Genomic DNA, 15,600 nt, shown 5'->3' with positions numbered 1-15,600 from the left:
ATCGATATTTCGCCAAATGGCAGCCATGGCTGCGCTTTGCTGCGGCCTGGTAGCACCTGCCTGGGCACAATTCACCATCCCTGCAGGAAGTTCATTCGACGTGCCCGGCGGCTCTATCGACATGGGGTGCCTCCCCGTGCAGGTAGAGGGCTCCTTGAACATAATTACGGGCCAGTTCTCGACCAGCGGCAACCTTAACGTCGCTGGCACGGGAGTGTTCAACGGCGGCTCCGGTCTGCTGACCGTGGGCGGTGACCTGAGTAGTTCAGGCACTTTCAATCCCGGGTCCGGCACGGTGGCGCTCACGGACGGTTGCACCGGCAACACGAGCCAGCTGTCGGGCACGCTGGTGTTCCAGAACCTGACCCTGAGCAGCACCACGGGCCGCACCTTCGTCATTCCGGCGGGCACCAACATCATCGTGCTGGGCACCTTGACGCTGCAGGGCGCGCCAGGACAAAACATTCAGCTGATCTCCTCTGGCGGCGGCACGGCGGTCATCAACCTCGGCCCCGGTGCCGTGGTGAACCAGAACTTTGCGTCCCTGGCGGGCAATGTGCAGATCGGTGGCGCAGTGGCGGCCACCAACATCCCCACGCTGAGCGAGTACGGCCTGATGCTGCTGGCACTGCTGATGGGCATGGCTGCCTTCTGGCACCACCGCCGCAGCACTGCGGGCACACGGCGCACGTGAGTGTGCGGATGCACCAGGAGCCGCACATGAAATCCCTCTTTCGCCCGATGCGCCTTATCGGCGCCATCAGTGCCGTCTACGCACTGCACGCCCCTTTGGCCCTGGCGGCCGACATCTCTGCCACCGTGCCCAGCGGTGGCGGCTTTGTGATCAAAAACTCCACCGGCACGCAGGAACGTTTTCGCGTGCAGGACAGTGGCGAGGTGCGGGCCCCAGGTCTGAGCGGCGCCGCTGCCAACACCAACCTCACGTGCTTCGATGGCCCCACCGGCCGTCTGGGGCCGTGTGCGGGCGGAATTGGTACGGGTGCTACGGGGGCAACCGGCCCCACAGGGCCCACAGGCCCCACTGGTGCAGTCGGCCCCACTGGTTCAACAGGTACTGCGGGCGGTGTGGGCACCACAGGTGGGACAGGCCCCACCGGGGCCACGGGCGTCACCGGAGCCACTGGAGCAACGGGCACCCAGGGAACCGCTGGCGTGACCGGTGCCACGGGACCGGCAGGGCCTACGGGTGCCACGGGCGCTGACAGCACGGTGCCAGGCCCCCAGGGAACACAGGGCCTTCAGGGCATACCCGGAGCCACGGGCTCTGCAGGTGCAGTGGGCGCTACGGGAGCACCGGGCCCCACAGGGGCGACCGGTCCAGCAGGCAGCGCCACGATCTCGCTGCAGGAGTTCAGCACCACCGGCAAATGCAATGTGCCTGACCTCACCCTCACGGCCACTTGTGGCGGAGCCACCAGCGCGGTGTTGTCCGGGGGGTGCCGTATTGCCAACGCCACCACGTTTTCGTTCATCTATTCCACTGTGCGGTCTGACACCAACAAATGGTCATGCACGTATTGGTGCGACACCACCAGCACGCCCAATTCCTTGAACATCGACGTGACCGCCTACGCCTACTGCCAATAACCACTCCGATCACGCTAGAGGCTAGCCCCCGGCGTGCCAACCTTCCTGTACAGGCAGGCGGACACGCTCCCATTGCTCCACAAGAAAGACTGCTGTGAAAAGCTTCTCCCGATCCTTCCGCATCGCCAGCGTGCTCGGTGCCGCCTACGTCTTGTACACCCCCGTGGCCTTGGCCGCCGACATCTCCGCCACCGTGCCGAGCGGTGGCGGTTTTGTGATCAAGAACTCTACCGGCACGCAGGAACGCTTTCGCGTGCAGGACAGCGGTGAAGTGCGGGCTCCTGGCCTGAGCGGCGCAACGCCCAACACCAATCTCACCTGTTTTGACGGCCCCACAGGCCGCCTGGGGCCTTGCGCGGGGGGCATCGGCACCGGAGCTACCGGCGCCACGGGCCCTGCGGGCCCCACCGGAGCAACGGGCGCCATGGGCTCAACAGGGGTTACGGGGGCAACCGGTGCCACGGGTACCACTGGACCTACCGGCGCCACGGGGCCGACGGGGGCCATGGGCTCCACGGGAGCCACGGGGGCAGACAGCACAGTGCCGGGCCCACAGGGCATCCAGGGTGTTCAAGGGCCCGTCGGTCCGACAGGAGCAACCAGTGTCGTGCCTGGTCCCCAAGGGATTCAAGGAGTTCAGGGGGTTCAGGGCCCCGTGGGGCCGACCGGCCCCACTGGATCCGCGACCATCAGCCTGACCACCGACACGAACTCTGCCCAGTGTCCCGCCACTACGGTGGTCACCACAACGTGCAGCGCTGGCAATGTGGTCAGCGGGGGGTGCGAGACATCCATCCCGGGGGACGCTCTCTTCGAGATCAGCAAACGGGCGTCGGCCAATTCATGGGTTTGCAAATTTAGCTGCGGACAAGTTCAGACGGTATATGCCTACGCTTACTGTCAATAGCACTCAGCTTGCTTCGTACAGGGCATTCGATCTCTGAAAAATCTGTTTCGGGACACGATTCTGTACAAACCGGCCATACTGAACTTGACTGCCCGAGATACAAGCCGTCGATGAAACATATGTCACCGATCGGGCTCAACATGATCGTCAAGAACGAAGCCCCGGTCATCACCCGGTGCCTTGCCTCGGTCAAGCCCTGGGTGGACCACTGGGTCATTGTGGACACGGGCTCCACCGACGGCACGCAGGACCTCATCCGTGAGTTCATGCAGGACGTGCCAGGCACGCTGCACGAACGGCCCTGGAAAAATTTTGCCCACAACCGCAACGAGGCGCTGGAGTTGGCGCGACCGCATGGCGCCTACTTGCTTTTCATCGATGCCGATGAGCAGCTGCGCGTACCACAAGGGTTCACCTGGCCCTCGCTCACGGCCGACGGCTATACCCTGACCTGCCACATGGACGGCTGGGAGTACCAGCGCAACAGCCTTGTGGCCACACGCATCGGCTGGCGTTGGGAGGGCGTGTTGCACGAGTACCTGACCGCCAAGCAGCACGGCCCCTGGCAAACGCTGCAGGGGCCTGTCATCCACGTATCCCATGATGGCGCCCGCGCACGCGACCCGGAAACCTACCTGCGCGACATGGCCTTGCTGGAGCAGGCCGTGCGGGACGACCCCACGAACACGCGCAACGTCTTCTACCTGGCCCAGAGCTGCCGCGACGCCGGGAGGATCGAGCCCAGCCTGCAGTGGTACCAGCGCCGGGTGGATATGGGAGGCTGGGACGAAGAGCGCTGGTATGCACTGTTCCAGATCGCCGTGCTGCACGAACGTAACCAGGCCCCTGTTGCCACCGTGCGCGAGGCCTATCTGACCGCCTACGCAGCCCGCCCTCAGCGGGCCGAGCCCCTGTGTGAACTGGCCCGCTACCACCGTGAGCGTGCCGAACATGCGCTGGCCACCATGTTTGCCCTGCAGGCTTCGCAGATACCTCAGCCTCCCGACATTCTTTTTGTAGACACGCAGGTGTACGCCTGGCGTGCACTGGATGAGCTGGCCGTGAGCGCCTTCTATACCCCCCACCGTGACCTGGGTCGCGCCGCACTGCAACGTCTGCTGGCCGAGCGCCACTACCCGGCAGCCCAGGCCCATCGCATTGAGGCCAACCAGGCGTTCTACGGCCTTTGACCACCCCTGCGGCACAGGCTAGGCGGGCTGCGACAATGCTGCCCATGCAGAAACAGCTCCCCGCTTCCCCCTGGCTTCACGAGGCCATCGCCCGCATCGAAGCGGACTACCAACGCAGCGCGGACACCCACCTGATCCCGCTGCGCCTGCCCGTTTTTGCCACGCACGGCATTGACCTGTACCTCAAGGACGAATCCACCCACCCCACGGGCAGTCTCAAGCACCGGCTGGCGCGGTCACTGTTTTTGTATGCGCTGTGCAATGGCTGGGTGCACGAGGGCTCGACCATCGTCGAGTCATCCAGCGGCTCCACCGCCGTGAGCGAGGCCTACTTTGCGCGCCTGCTCGGCCTGCCCTTTGTGGCCGTGATGCCGCGCAGCACCTCGCCCGAGAAAGTGGCGCAGATCGAGTTCCACGGCGGGCGCTGCCACTTTGTGGACAGCGCGGGCGCGGTGTACGAAGCCGCCCGCACCATTGCGGCGGAGACAGGCGGCCACTACATGGACCAGTTCACCTACGCCGAGCGCGCCACCGACTGGCGCGGCAACAACAACATCGCCGAGAGCATGTTCACGCAGATGGCGCGCGAGCCGCACCCGGTGCCGCGCTGGATCGTGGTGGGCGCGGGCACGGGGGGCACCAGCGCCACCATTGGCCGCTATGTGCGCTACCAGCGGCACACCACCGAGGTGTGTGTGGCCGACCCGGCAGGTTCGGTGTTCAGCGCCTACCACCGCACGGGGGATGCCGCACTGACGGCGCCCGGCTCGCGCATCGAAGGCATCGGCCGCCCGCGTGTGGAACCGAGTTTCATCCGCACGCTGGTGGACCGCATGGTGGATGTGGCCGATGTGGAATCCATCGCCGCAATGCGTGCGCTGTCGCAGCTGCTGGGGCGGCGCGTGGGGCCGTCTACGGGCACCAACTTCGTCGCCATGCTCACGCTGGCCAGCGAGATGAGAGAGCGGGGCGAGCGTGGCTCGATCCTGTCGCTGCTGTGCGATGCAGGGGAGCGGTATCTGCCCACGTATTTCGATACCGAGTGGGTGGACCGCTCGTTCGGAGATTGTTCGGCAGCCCAGCAAAAAATCGACGCCCTCATCGGCTGACACCCGCAAAGCGCCCCGTGCCACCCGTCCCGCCACCAGTCCCTGCTGCGCCATCGCCTGCGGGCACCTTTGCCACACGCCGCCAGTGGCTGGCCATGCAGGTACCACTGGGCATGGGAGGTCTGGGCGGCATGGCACTGACGCTGCTGCCCCAGGCCGCCCGTGCCCTGCCCGCACGCGCACTGACCTTTCCGCGCGACCATGGCAGCCACCCGGAGCTGCGCACCGAGTGGTGGTACATCACGGGCCATGTGCAGGCGCAGGGCAGGCCGTGGGGATTTCAGCTCACGTTCTTTCGCTCGCGGGTGGATGCCACGCAAAACCTGCAGTCTGCGTTTGCGGCCAAGCAACTGCTGTTCGCACACGCAGCCATCACCGATGTGCAGGGCCAGCGCCTGCTGCATGACCAGCGCATTGCGCGCGCAGGTTTTGGTGTGGCGCAGGCCAGCGAGGCCGACACCTCCATCCGGTTGCAGGACTGGACGCTCGCGCGGAGCAATACGGCGCACAGCAAGCCAGACTTTCCGGTAAGCCGGTACACCGCCCAGATTGCGGGCAGCGAATTCGGCATGGACCTCCAATTCGACAGCACCCAACCGGTGCTGCTGCAGGGCCAGCAGGGCTTGTCGCGCAAGGGGCCCGATGCTGCACAGGCCAGCTATTACTACAGCCAACCGCAACTCGCCGTGACCGGCACCCTGACAGTGGAGGGCAAGCGCATGGGCGTGAGCCCCGGCACTGGTCGCGCGTGGATGGACCACGAATGGAGCGAGGCCCTGCTACACCCCGAAGCCCTGGGCTGGGACTGGATCGGAATGAACCTGCGCGATGGCAGTGCGCTCACGGCGTTCCGCTTGCGCCGTGCGGATGGCTCGGCCCTGTGGGCCGGGGGTTCGTTGCGAACACCAGGCCAGCCGGTGCAGGTGTTTGACGCGCAGGCCGTGGTGTTCACGCCCCAACGCATCTGGGCCAGCCCGCAGAGCGGGGCACGCTACCCGGTGCAGTGGCGGGTGCAGACGCCCGCAGGCGTCTTTGAGGTGCGCGCCTTGCTGGACAACCAGGAGCTGGACAGCAGTGGATCCACCGGGGCGATCTACTGGGAGGGTCTGTCCGACTTGATGGACAGCGCAGGGCAGCCCGTAGGCCGGGGCTACCTGGAGATGACCGGATATGCAAAACCGCTGCGCCTGTAAAGGCTGCAGCGGTTATTGATTGGGGGTTGAGGCCGCCCGGTATAAGCGGCCACAACGTCAGTGTTTGGCTGGGCCATCGGCACGGCGCTGTGCCAACCAGGCGATGATCTCACCCATGATGCCGCGGCGAAAAGCCAGTACGCAGACCACAAAAATCAGGCCCGTGACCATGGTGACTGACTCACCCAGCGTCTTGAACCACTCCACACTCGTCAGGGCGGCCAGCAGGTTGCCGAACTCACCAATCTTGTTTTCGAGCAGCACCACCACGGCCGAGCCGATGAGCGGCCCCGACAGGGTACCCAGGCCCCCGACCAGCGTCATCAGGATGACCTGGCCCGAGGCGGTCCAGTGCACGTCCGACAGCGTGGCAAAGCCCAGCACCAAGGTCTTGAGCGAACCCGCCAGCCCCGCCAGCGCGGCCGACAGCACGAAGGCGAGCAGCTTGAAGCGGTGGGTGTCATAGCCCAGCGAGATGGCACGGGGTTCGTTTTCCTTGATGCCCTTGAGCACCTGGCCAAACGGTGAATGGATGGTGCGCACGATGACGAGGAATGCCAGCACCACGATGACCAGCGCCACGTAGTACATGACCAGATCGCTTTGCAGATCAATCAGGCCAAAGAGCTTGCCGCGTGGCACGCCTTGGAGGCCATCTTCACCCCCGGTGAAGGGCGCCTGCAGGCAGACAAAGAAAAGCATCTGCGCCAGCGCGAGCGTGATCATTGAAAAATAGATGCCCTGGCGACGGATGGCCAGCCAGCCGAACAGCAGGCCCAGCAAGGCTCCGCCGAGCGTTCCCAGCAGCAGTCCCACTTCGGGGGTGAGCCCCCAGACCTTGATGGCATGCCCGGCCACATAGGCCGCCCCCCCCAGGAAGGCAGCGTGCCCGAAAGACAGCAGGCCGGTGTAGCCCAACAGCAGGTTGAACGCCGAAGCAAACAGTGCAAAGCACATGAGCTTCATCACAAAGATGGGATAGGCGCCAAGGAATGGCGCGGCAATCAGGGCCAGCAGCAGCAGCCCATAACCGATGGAGGCAGTGTTCTTGAGATTCATGCTGGCGGCCCCTTATTTCTCTTTGCCGAACAGGCCGGCGGGGCGAATGAGGAGAACGATGACCATGATGACAAACACCACGGTGGAAGACGCTTCCGGGTAGAACACCTTGGTAAAACCTTCGATGACGCCCAGCCCCAATCCCGTCAGGATGGAGCCCATGATGGAGCCCATGCCACCAATCACCACCACGGCAAACACCACGATGATGAGGTTCTGGCCCATGAGCGGCGTGACCTGGTACACCGGTGCAGCGAGCACACCGGCAAAGGCGGCCAGCGCGGCCCCAAAGGCATAGGTCAGTGTCACCATCACCGGCACGTTGATCCCGAAGGCTTCCACCAGGCGGGGGTTCTCGGTGCCGGCGCGCAGGTAGGCGCCCAGCTTGGTTTTTTCAATCACATACCAGGTGGCAAGACACACCACCACCGAGGCCACCACCACCCAGGCCCGGTAGTTGGGCAGGATCATGAAGCCGAGATTGGTGGCACCTTCCAGCAGTTCTGGCGTGTCGTAGCCCAGGCCCGATACACCGTAGATGGAACGGAACACGCCTTCAATCAGCAGCGTGAGACCCAGTGTGAGCAACAGGCCATAAAGATGATCGAGCTTGTAGATCCAGCGCAGCAACAGGCGTTCGATCAACACCCCGAACAAGCCCACCACCAGCGGAGCCAACACCAGCATCCACCAGTAGTTGATGCCGAAGTAGTTCATGGCCATCCAGGTCATCAGGGCCCCCGTCATGAACAGCGCCCCATGGGCAAAGTTGATGACGTTGAGCAGGCCGAAGATCACGGCAAGTCCGAGGCTGAGAATGGCATAGAACGAGCCATTGACCAGCCCCAGAAGGAGCTGGCTCAGCAGGCCCGGCAATGAGACACCAAAGATTTCCATGGGAGGCAGCGGCAGGTGGTGGTGATCGGGTCAGGTCAGGGGGGGAAGAAGGCATCTAGTACACGCCATCAGGCTGCTGCGGCAAGCCCCAGGGTGATGGACCCTTGGGGCGCGCCTGCACCTTGTCAGCGGGCTATTTCCAGAGCGCGCACTTGCTCTCGGCCTTGGTGGTAAACACCGAGTCGCCGGGCAGCTTCTTGACGAGCTTGTAGTAGTCCCAGGGCTTGGTGGACTCGGCGGGCTTCTTCACTTCCATCAGGTACATGCCATGCACATAGCGGCCATCGGCGCGCAACTGGCCCGATGCAAAGAAGTCGTTCATCTTCATGCCGCGCCATGTGGTCATGACCTTGTCGGCGTCCACACTCTTGGCCGCTTCCACGGCCTTGAGGTAGTTCATCGTGGCGGAGTAGTCAGCCGCCTGGATTTCGGTGGGCATGCGCTTGGTCTTTTCGAAGAAGCGCGCCGCAAACTTGCGCGTGTCGTCGTTCAGATCCCAATACCAGCTGGTGGTGAACTGCAGGCCTTCGGTATTGCGCAGGCCCAGGCTGTGCACGTCGCTGATGAAGATCAGCAGGCCCGCGAGCTTCATGCTCTTGCCAATGCCGAACTCCTTGGCGGCCTTGATGGCATTGATGGTGTCACCCCCTGCATTGGCCAAGCCCAGGATCTGGGCCTTGGAATTCTGTGCCTGCAGCAGGAAGGATGAAAAGTCGGACGCGTTGAGCGGATGGCGCACGGTGCCCACCACGGTGCCGCCCTTGGCCTTGACCACCGTGCTGGTGTCGGCTTCCAGTGCATGACCAAACGCATAGTCCGCCGTGAGGAAGTACCAGGACTTACCGCCGGTATCCACAATGGCAGAACCTGTGCCCTTGGCCAGCGCCACGGTGTCATACGCATAGTGCACTGTGTAGGGTGTGCACTGGTCATTGGTCAGCGCCGAGCTGGCAGCACCGTTGTTGATGTACACGCGCTTCTTCTCGGCAGCCACCTTGGCCGACGCGAGGGCTGTGCCGGAGTTGGTGCCGCCAAACAGCATGGTCAGGCCCTGGGTGTCGATCCACTCGCGGGCCTTGGAGGCTGCGATGTCGGCCTTGTTCTGGTGGTCAGCCGTCAGCAACTCGATGGGCATGCCCAGCACCTTGCCGCCAAAATCGTCAATCGCCATCTGGATGGCCACCGCACCGTTCTTGCCCTCCACATCGGCGTACAGGCTCGACATATCGGTAATGAACCCGATCTTGACCTTGTCTTGCGCATGCGCGGCCGAGGCGGCCAGGCCGGCGGCGCCCAGCATCAGTGCCAGCACTTTGAGTTTGTTCTTCATGGATTGTCTCCTGTGGGTGTGGTTGAAGAAAACGGGAAGCAAGACTTCTGGGCGCGTTCAAACGCCCAGAAGTTCGGTGAGCACGGGCATCTTTTCTTCCAGCTCCGACGCACCGAATTTCTCCACGATGCGGCCATGCTCCATGACATAGAAGCGGTCTGCCAGCGGCGCGGCAAAGCGGAAGTTCTGCTCGACCATGACCACGGTGTAGCCCTTCTCGCGCAGCATGGTGATCATGCGGGCCAGGGCCTGCACGATGACGGGCGCCAGGCCTTCGGAAATCTCGTCGAGCAATAGCAGCTTGGCGCCAGTGCGCAGAATGCGGGCCACGGCCAGCATCTGCTGCTCGCCCCCAGAAAGGCGTGTGCCCTGGCTGTTCTTGCGTTCGGCCAGGTTGGGAAACATGGCGTAGATCTCCTGCACCGACATGCCGGGCGTGCCGGTCTTCAGTGCCGGGGGCAGGAGCAGGTTTTCTTCGCAAGAAAGGCTGGAGAAGATGCCGCGCTCTTCCGGGCAGTAGCCCACACCCAAGTGCGCGATGCGGTGCGTGGGCATGTTCACCGTTTCCACGCCGTGGATCTTGACCGACCCCTTGCGTGCACCGGTCAGACCCATGATGGCGCGCATGGTGGTGGTGCGGCCGGCACCATTGCGACCGAGCAGCGTGACCACCTCGCCGGGCTGCACGACGATGTTCACGCCATGCAGCACGTGCGATTCACCGTACCAGGCTTCGAGGTTCTTGATTTCGAGGGCGGGAGCGGCAGCCATCAATGCGCTCCCTGGAGTTGACCGTCGGTGGTGCCCATGTAGGCTTCCATGACTTGCGGGTTGTTCGAGACTTCTTCGTAGGGCCCTTCGGCCAGCACGGCGCCACGCTGCAGCACGGTAATGCGGTCTGCAATGGTCGAGACGACTTTCATGTTGTGCTCCACCATCAAAATGGTGCGGCCGATAGAGACCTTCTTGATCAGTTGCGTGACGCGATCCACGTCTTCATGGCCCATGCCTTGCGTGGGCTCATCGAGCAGCATCAGCTCGGGCTCCATGGACAGCGTGGTGGCGATCTCCAGCGCGCGCTTGCGGCCGTAGGGGAGATTCACGGTCACTTCGTCGGCCAGGTCTGCAAGCCCGACCTCGGTCAGCAGCTGCATGGCACGGTCGTCCAGCTGGCGCAGGGTGCGCTCGCTGCGCCAGAAGTGAAATGAGGTGCCAAGCTTGCGCTGCAGGCCCAGGCGCACGTTCTCCATCAGCGTGAGGTGGGGGAACACCGCCGAGATCTGGAACGAGCGGATCACGCCACGGCGGGCGATCTGCGCAGGCTGCTCGCGCGTGATGTCGTGCCCGTTGAAACGAATGGTGCCCGAAGTGGGCGTGAGAAACTTGGTCAGCAGGTTGAAGCACGTGGTCTTGCCTGCGCCGTTGGGACCAATCAGCGCATGGATGGAGCCCCGGCGGACCGCCAGGTTCACATCGCTGACGGCAGTGAAGCCCTTGAACTCTTTGGTCAGGCTGTGGGTTTCAAGAATGACGTCGCTCATTGCGCCTGGGTCGCTCCGTTGGGTGCTGAGGAAAAAAGCCTTGGCCGACAAGGTCTTCGTGCGTGCGTTGGGATCGCAGTGCATCGTATGCCCCCCTACCCTGCAGTAGATACTGGGACTAATGCCTATGTATAAACGCCTACGCTCCCGATACGGCAAGGCATGCCTGCGCGCCCCAGCCGGCCATGCACAGCCACTGCATCGCCCGTCCCCCATGGCTTTGTCCGGCTGCACCTGCGCGACGCAGTCTGTGATTTGCCCGTAGACACACGCCACCGCGACGGGCAAAACACTGACTTTTTTCTGACACCCGCCCTGCCGGTTGCACCATTTGGTGCCCGCTTGCGCAGGACCTGCGAAACCACCGTCGGAAAGCACCTGCCGGACGGGGGCCGATTCCCATGCCTTGGGCCTGCACACGGGTGCACCTCTACACTGCCCCCATGGCTTCTCCCCCCACCCAACCCACGCGCGGCGCCCCCCGCTCCCTGACCGGGCTGCTACCTTTTCTGCGACCGTACCGCACGCGCATCGCCTTGTCGGTAGTGTTCCTGGTGCTCGCGGCCCTCGCCACCCTGGCGTTTCCCCTCGCCCTGCGCAACCTGGTGGATGGTGGCCTGGTGAACGCCGACAAGGGCGCGCAGACCATGGCACTGCGCAATCACTTCGAGGCGCTGTTCGCAGTGGCGGTGGCACTCGGGGTGTTCTCCGCCGCGCGTTTTTACATGGTGAGCTGGCTGGGCGAACGGGTGACCGCCGACTTGCGCAATGCTGTGTACGGCCATGTGCTGCAGCAAAGCCCACAGTTCTTTGAAACCACCCAGACCGGCGAAGTGCTGTCACGCCTGACCGCCGACACCACGCTGGTACAGACCGTGGTGGGCTCATCCCTGTCGATGGGACTGCGCAATGCCGTCATGGGCGTGGGCGCGCTGGCAGTGCTGGTGTGGACCAACCCCTACGTGATGTCGGTGGTACTGCTGGCCGTGGTGCTGGTGGTGTTGCCGACCATGTGGATTGGCCGGCGCGTGCGGCGCCTGTCGCGCGACAGCCAGGACCGGGTTGCCGATTCGAGCGCCATTGCAGCCGAGGTGCTCAACGCCGTGCCGGTGGTGCAAAGCTATACCGCCGAACCCCGCGAGACCAGCCGCTTCATGCATGCCACCGAGAACGCGTTCCTGGTCGCCGTCAAGCGCTCCCGGGCTCGCGCTCTGCTGGTGGCCTTCATCATCATCGCGAACGCTGCACTGCTGCTCTGGGGGCTGTACCGGGGCACGGAGGCGGTGCTTGCGGGCAAGATGACCGCCGGACATCTGGGGCAGACGGTGGTGTACGTGATCCTGCTGGCCGGTGCCGTGGCCGTGCTGGGCGAGGTCTATGGCGACCTGCTGCGCGCAGCAGGCGCCACGGAGCGGCTGATGGAGTTGCTGGCGAGCCGATCGCCCGTGGCGGACCCGCCCCTGCCGCAAGACCTGCCTCTGTCTGACCGGGGCCTGGAGGTGGAATTTGAAAACGTTCTGTTCCACTATCCCTCCCGCCCTGACCAACCCGCCCTGCAGGACTTTTCACTGCGCCTGGCACCGGGCGAAACCGTGGCGCTGGTGGGCGCCAGCGGTGCCGGCAAGACCACCGTGTTCCAGCTGCTGCAACGCTTCTACGACGTAGACAACGGTGCGGACGGTCGGGACCAGGGTGCCATCCGCCTCAACGGTGTGGACATCCGCCAACTGCGGCTGGAAACCCTGCGCTCGCACACGGGCACCGTGCCACAGGACGCCGTGATCTTCTCCGCCTCGGCCATGGACAACATCCGATACGGGCGCCCTCAGGCCACGGACGAAGAAGTCACGGCGGCCACACGCGCTGCATTTGCGCACGACTTCCTCATGGCACTGCCCGAGGGCTATGGCACTTTCCTGGGAGAACGGGGTGTGCGGCTGTCCGGTGGCCAGCGCCAGCGCATTGCCATCGCCCGGGCGATGCTCAAAAACCCGCCCCTGCTGCTGCTGGACGAAGCCACGAGTGCGCTGGACGCCGAAAGCGAACGCATGGTGCAGGCGGCGCTGGACACCGCCATGCAACGCCATACGGGACGCCGCACCACGCTGGTCATTGCCCACCGGCTGGCCACTGTGCAGAACGCGGACCGCATTGTGGTGCTGGAACATGGGCGCATCGTGGAGCAAGGCACCCACACGGCCCTGCTGGCGCAGGGCGGCGTCTACGCCCGCTTGGCGGCCCTGCAGTTCACGGTGTAGGTCCCACAAGCGGCATTGCCATCGCCAGGGGCTTCAAGGGACTCGGGTCCGCACTACATTCGGCGCAAGTCAATTGATATTAAATTGATAGCAAAAACTATTTATCAGACAAGCGCCAGGCAGCAAAAAGACTGATATTTTTGGTGCCACCAAAGGCCGGACAGCTACTGGAGGGTTTCCTTGGCGGCGGCGGGCAGCGGCAAGGGCATGACGGCGATGCCCTCCTCCAGCAACTCCATCGCTTCGCCCGGAGTGGCCTGTCCTCGAATCGCGCGTTCCTGAACTTCGCCGTGGTGCATGCGCCGCGCCTCCTGCGCAAAATGCGCGCCCACATCCTCGGTATTTGCCACGATCTTGCGGGCCAGCTCCAGCCAGGCGGCCTGCAGCACAGGGGAAAGGGCCGGAGAGGTTCCGACCTGAAGGGTGCCGCCATCGGATGAAGCTGACGGCCTGGGCTCAACCGATGCGGAAGACGGCGCGCGGGCACCCAGGTTCAAACGGGGGGCGCTCAAGCGCTTTTCAATGTGATCGTCGGCACACAGCGGACATTGCACCAAACCGCGCTGCTTCTGGCTCTGAAAGTCGTCTTCCGACGCGAACCAGCCTTCAAAGACATGGCCCAGCTGGCATTGGAGATCAAGGACCTTCATGGCAATACCAAGATGCGCAGGCCATCAACCGTGGCGGCGCAGCAGGTAACGATAGACAAAACCCGGAAAGGCCAGCGTGAGAAACAGCGTCCCGGTGATCGCATAGAACTCCCAGCCTTGCGGCGCAATCTGCCCGGCCCTGCGCTCCAGCAGCAACGCCAGGCCACCCACCAGAAAGTACAGCAGGATGAGCTCGGCAAGACGGCCCACCAGCGGCTTGCGCGGGGCTGCAGCCACAGGCCCCACCGCTAACCAGCGGTGGTTTACAAATGGCAGGTTGGCAGCGATGAAGGCTGCCACAATGACCAGCCAGACGGACCCGGTAAGCGACACAGGAGCAGCAGAAAGCGGATAAGGCTCAGGTTGCCAACGCGCGCACAACAGCGTCAGCGCAGAGGGCCATCAGGCCACCGGGCAAAAGGCCCAGCACCAGAAGGAGCGCGCCATTGAGAGTCAGCACGACACGCACATCCACTGGCGCGGAGACGCTCGAAGCCGTCAGCGGTGCATCGAAGTACATGACCTTGACGACCCGCAGGTAGTAGAACGCGCCAATCAACGACATGATCACTGCGAACACCGCCATCGCGATGTAAAGGCTCTGGCCTGAGGCCACCAACGCCTGTAGCACGGCCAGTTTGGCGTAGAAACCCACCAGCGGAGGAATACCAGCCATGGAGAACAGGCACACGGCCATCACGCCAGCGTAGAGCGGGCTGCGCTGGTTGAGGCCGGCAAAGTCTGAAATCTCTTCGCTCTCGAAGCCTTCACGGGCCAGCAGCAAAATCACGCCGAAGGCCGCCAGGGTGGTGAGCACATAGGTCACCACGTAGAACATCGAGGCGCTGTAGGCATTCTCCACAGCGGTGGCATCCACATTGCCATTCACCACACCCGACATCAGGCCCAGCAGCACAAAGCCCATCTGTGAAATCGTGGAGTACGCCAGCATGCGCTTCAGATTGGTCTGCGCAATGGCCGCAAGGTTGCCCACGAGCAGCGAACCAATGGCCAGCACCGCCAGCATCTGTTGCCAGTCGATCGCGAGGGGCAGCAAGCCGTCCACCAGCAGGCGGATGGTGATGGCAAATGCTGCCAGCTTGGGCGCGCCACCGATCATGAGCGTGACCGCCGTGGGAGCGCCCTGGTACACGTCGGGAATCCACATGTGGAAAGGCACCACACCCAGCTTGAAAGCCAGACCAGCCACCACGAAGACGAGGCCGAACACCAGCACTTGGTGGCGAATCTGGCCCGAATTGACGGCCTTGAACACCTGGCCGATATCGAGCGAGCCGGTGGCACCGTAGATCATGGAGAGGCCGTACAGCAGGAAACCGCTGGCCATCGCGCCCAGCACGAAGTACTTCATGGCCGCTTCGGTGGCCGTGGCGTTGTCGCGGCGCAGGGCCACGAGCGCGTAGCTTGACAGTGTCAGCAGCTCCAGGCCCAGATAGATCACGAGAAAGTTGTTGCCCGAGATCATGATGAACATGCCCAACAACGCGAACATCGAAAGCGTGAACATTTCACCGCCGCGCAGCATGCCGCGATCCGCCGCATAGGGGCGCCCGTAAACCAACGTGATCATCATGGCCACGGTGGCAAAACACTTGAGCCAGTTGCCCATGGCGTCGCTGACCACCATGTTGCCAAAACCGTAGAAGGTATTGCCACTGCTGGCATACATCGCCTGCAGACCTGCCACCACGGCCAGCGTCAGCAGGGTCAGTACGTAGGTAGCAGTGCGGCGGGCGCTGTGCACGCCCAGATCGACCAGCGCAATCACGCAGGCCATGGTCAACAGCACGATTTCGGGGTAAATCGCGAGCCAGCTGATGTTGTCAATCATCTTCTT

At 63.7% G+C, this 15,600-nt stretch carries 14 protein-coding genes; 6 read left to right on the top strand and 8 right to left on the bottom strand.

The genetic code is table 11. From position 1 onward, the window contains the following. The first annotated feature begins 154 nt into the window (after positions 1–154). The 5 genes from ARADN35_RS0116115 to ARADN35_RS0116085 all read left to right on the top strand — a co-directional run bounded on the left by ARADN35_RS0116115 (position 155) and on the right by ARADN35_RS0116085 (position 6,007). Complete coding sequence (locus tag ARADN35_RS0116115) at positions 155–694, top strand: IPTL-CTERM sorting domain-containing protein (protein WP_244265916.1); 540 nt, start codon at positions 155–157, stop codon at positions 692–694. A gap of 26 nt (positions 695–720) precedes the next feature. Next, complete coding sequence (locus ARADN35_RS28695; RefSeq protein WP_010463958.1) at positions 721–1,608, top strand: collagen-like triple helix repeat-containing protein; 888 nt, start codon at positions 721–723, stop codon at positions 1,606–1,608. A gap of 1,026 nt (positions 1,609–2,634) precedes the next feature. Further along, complete coding sequence (locus tag ARADN35_RS0116095) at positions 2,635–3,705, top strand: tetratricopeptide repeat-containing glycosyltransferase (RefSeq protein WP_010463957.1); 1,071 nt, start codon at positions 2,635–2,637, stop codon at positions 3,703–3,705. A 35-nt stretch (positions 3,706–3,740) separates the two neighbouring features. Next, positions 3,741–4,814 (top strand): PLP-dependent cysteine synthase family protein, encoded by a 1,074-nt coding sequence (locus ARADN35_RS0116090; protein ID WP_010463956.1) that lies wholly within the window; start codon positions 3,741–3,743, stop codon positions 4,812–4,814. 113 nt (positions 4,815–4,927) lie between these two features. Next, positions 4,928–6,007 carry a lipocalin-like domain-containing protein gene (locus tag ARADN35_RS0116085; RefSeq protein ID WP_010463955.1) on the top strand — a complete coding sequence of 360 codons (1,080 nt, stop codon included), beginning with the start codon at positions 4,928–4,930 and terminating at the stop codon, positions 6,005–6,007. Positions 6,008–6,064: 57 nt separating this feature from the next. Here ARADN35_RS0116085 and ARADN35_RS0116080 read toward each other — a convergent pair whose 3' ends face one another. The 5 genes from ARADN35_RS0116080 to ARADN35_RS0116060 form a co-directional block, all read right to left on the bottom strand. Beyond that, positions 6,065–7,066: a branched-chain amino acid ABC transporter permease gene (locus ARADN35_RS0116080; RefSeq protein WP_010463954.1), complete on the bottom strand. Its 1,002-nt coding sequence runs from the start codon at positions 7,064–7,066 to the stop codon at positions 6,065–6,067. Positions 7,067–7,078: 12 nt separating this feature from the next. Next, positions 7,079–7,963, bottom strand: coding sequence for a branched-chain amino acid ABC transporter permease (locus ARADN35_RS0116075; protein WP_010463953.1), 885 nt, complete (start codon positions 7,961–7,963; stop codon positions 7,079–7,081). Between the two features lie 133 nt (positions 7,964–8,096). Then, on the bottom strand, positions 8,097–9,293 hold the full coding sequence (locus tag ARADN35_RS0116070) for an ABC transporter substrate-binding protein (RefSeq protein WP_010463952.1): 1,197 nt from the start codon (positions 9,291–9,293) through the stop codon (positions 8,097–8,099). Between the two features lie 57 nt (positions 9,294–9,350). Next, complete coding sequence (locus ARADN35_RS0116065; RefSeq protein WP_010463951.1) at positions 9,351–10,064, bottom strand: ABC transporter ATP-binding protein; 714 nt, start codon at positions 10,062–10,064, stop codon at positions 9,351–9,353. Continuing rightward, the gene (locus ARADN35_RS0116060) at positions 10,064–10,834 is read right to left on the bottom strand and encodes an ABC transporter ATP-binding protein (protein ID WP_010463950.1); all 771 of its coding nucleotides are present in this window, start codon (positions 10,832–10,834) and stop codon (positions 10,064–10,066) included. Before ARADN35_RS0116060 ends, ARADN35_RS0116065 begins: the two co-directional genes overlap by 1 nt. Positions 10,835–11,277: 443 nt before the next feature. Between ARADN35_RS0116060 and ARADN35_RS0116055 the strand changes: the two genes are divergently transcribed. Next, positions 11,278–13,092: an ABC transporter transmembrane domain-containing protein gene (locus tag ARADN35_RS0116055; RefSeq protein WP_010463949.1), complete on the top strand. Its 1,815-nt coding sequence runs from the start codon at positions 11,278–11,280 to the stop codon at positions 13,090–13,092. Between the two features lie 164 nt (positions 13,093–13,256). Here the strand turns inward: ARADN35_RS0116055 and ARADN35_RS0116050 are convergent, their stop codons facing one another. From ARADN35_RS0116050 to nuoN, 3 genes are read right to left on the bottom strand one after another with little or no spacing between them, the layout of a single operon-like run. After that, positions 13,257–13,742: a DUF1178 family protein gene (locus tag ARADN35_RS0116050; protein ID WP_010463948.1), complete on the bottom strand. Its 486-nt coding sequence runs from the start codon at positions 13,740–13,742 to the stop codon at positions 13,257–13,259. Between the two features lie 24 nt (positions 13,743–13,766). Further along, on the bottom strand, positions 13,767–14,075 hold the full coding sequence (locus ARADN35_RS0116045) for a DUF2818 family protein (protein WP_029414081.1): 309 nt from the start codon (positions 14,073–14,075) through the stop codon (positions 13,767–13,769). Between the two features lie 25 nt (positions 14,076–14,100). Continuing rightward, a complete protein-coding gene (gene nuoN / locus ARADN35_RS0116040; protein ID WP_010463946.1) occupies positions 14,101–15,594 on the bottom strand; it encodes an NADH-quinone oxidoreductase subunit NuoN in 1,494 nt (497 codons plus the stop codon). Positions 15,595–15,600 lie beyond the last annotated feature (6 nt).

Source organism: Acidovorax radicis N35, from assembly GCF_000204195.1.
GTDB classification, from domain to species: domain Bacteria; phylum Pseudomonadota; class Gammaproteobacteria; order Burkholderiales; family Burkholderiaceae_C; genus Acidovorax; species Acidovorax radicis.
The sequence above is the reverse complement of the archived record's forward strand: the minus strand, read 5'-3'. Positions and strand labels throughout refer to the sequence as shown.

Excerpts from the sequence above, each read along its gene's own strand:
- ARADN35_RS0116065 (WP_010463951.1), bottom strand. The coding sequence starts at position 10,064 with ATGGCTGCCGCTCCCGCCCTCGAAATCAAGAACCTCGAAGCCTGGTAC.
- ARADN35_RS0116050 (WP_010463948.1), bottom strand. The coding sequence starts at position 13,742 with ATGAAGGTCCTTGATCTCCAATGCCAGCTGGGCCATGTCTTTGAAGGC.
- ARADN35_RS0116055 (WP_010463949.1), top strand. The coding sequence starts at position 11,278 with ATGGCTTCTCCCCCCACCCAACCCACGCGCGGCGCCCCCCGCTCCCTG.
- ARADN35_RS0116085 (WP_010463955.1), top strand. The coding sequence starts at position 4,928 with ATGGGAGGTCTGGGCGGCATGGCACTGACGCTGCTGCCCCAGGCCGCC.
- ARADN35_RS0116070 (WP_010463952.1), bottom strand. The coding sequence starts at position 9,293 with ATGAAGAACAAACTCAAAGTGCTGGCACTGATGCTGGGCGCCGCCGGC.
- ARADN35_RS0116075 (WP_010463953.1), bottom strand. The coding sequence starts at position 7,963 with ATGGAAATCTTTGGTGTCTCATTGCCGGGCCTGCTGAGCCAGCTCCTT.
- nuoN (WP_010463946.1), bottom strand. The coding sequence starts at position 15,594 with ATGATTGACAACATCAGCTGGCTCGCGATTTACCCCGAAATCGTGCTG.
- ARADN35_RS28695 (WP_010463958.1), top strand. The coding sequence starts at position 721 with ATGAAATCCCTCTTTCGCCCGATGCGCCTTATCGGCGCCATCAGTGCC.
- ARADN35_RS0116090 (WP_010463956.1), top strand. The coding sequence starts at position 3,741 with ATGCTGCCCATGCAGAAACAGCTCCCCGCTTCCCCCTGGCTTCACGAG.
- ARADN35_RS0116080 (WP_010463954.1), bottom strand. The coding sequence starts at position 7,066 with ATGAATCTCAAGAACACTGCCTCCATCGGTTATGGGCTGCTGCTGCTG.
- ARADN35_RS0116095 (WP_010463957.1), top strand. The coding sequence starts at position 2,635 with ATGTCACCGATCGGGCTCAACATGATCGTCAAGAACGAAGCCCCGGTC.
- ARADN35_RS0116060 (WP_010463950.1), bottom strand. The coding sequence starts at position 10,834 with ATGAGCGACGTCATTCTTGAAACCCACAGCCTGACCAAAGAGTTCAAG.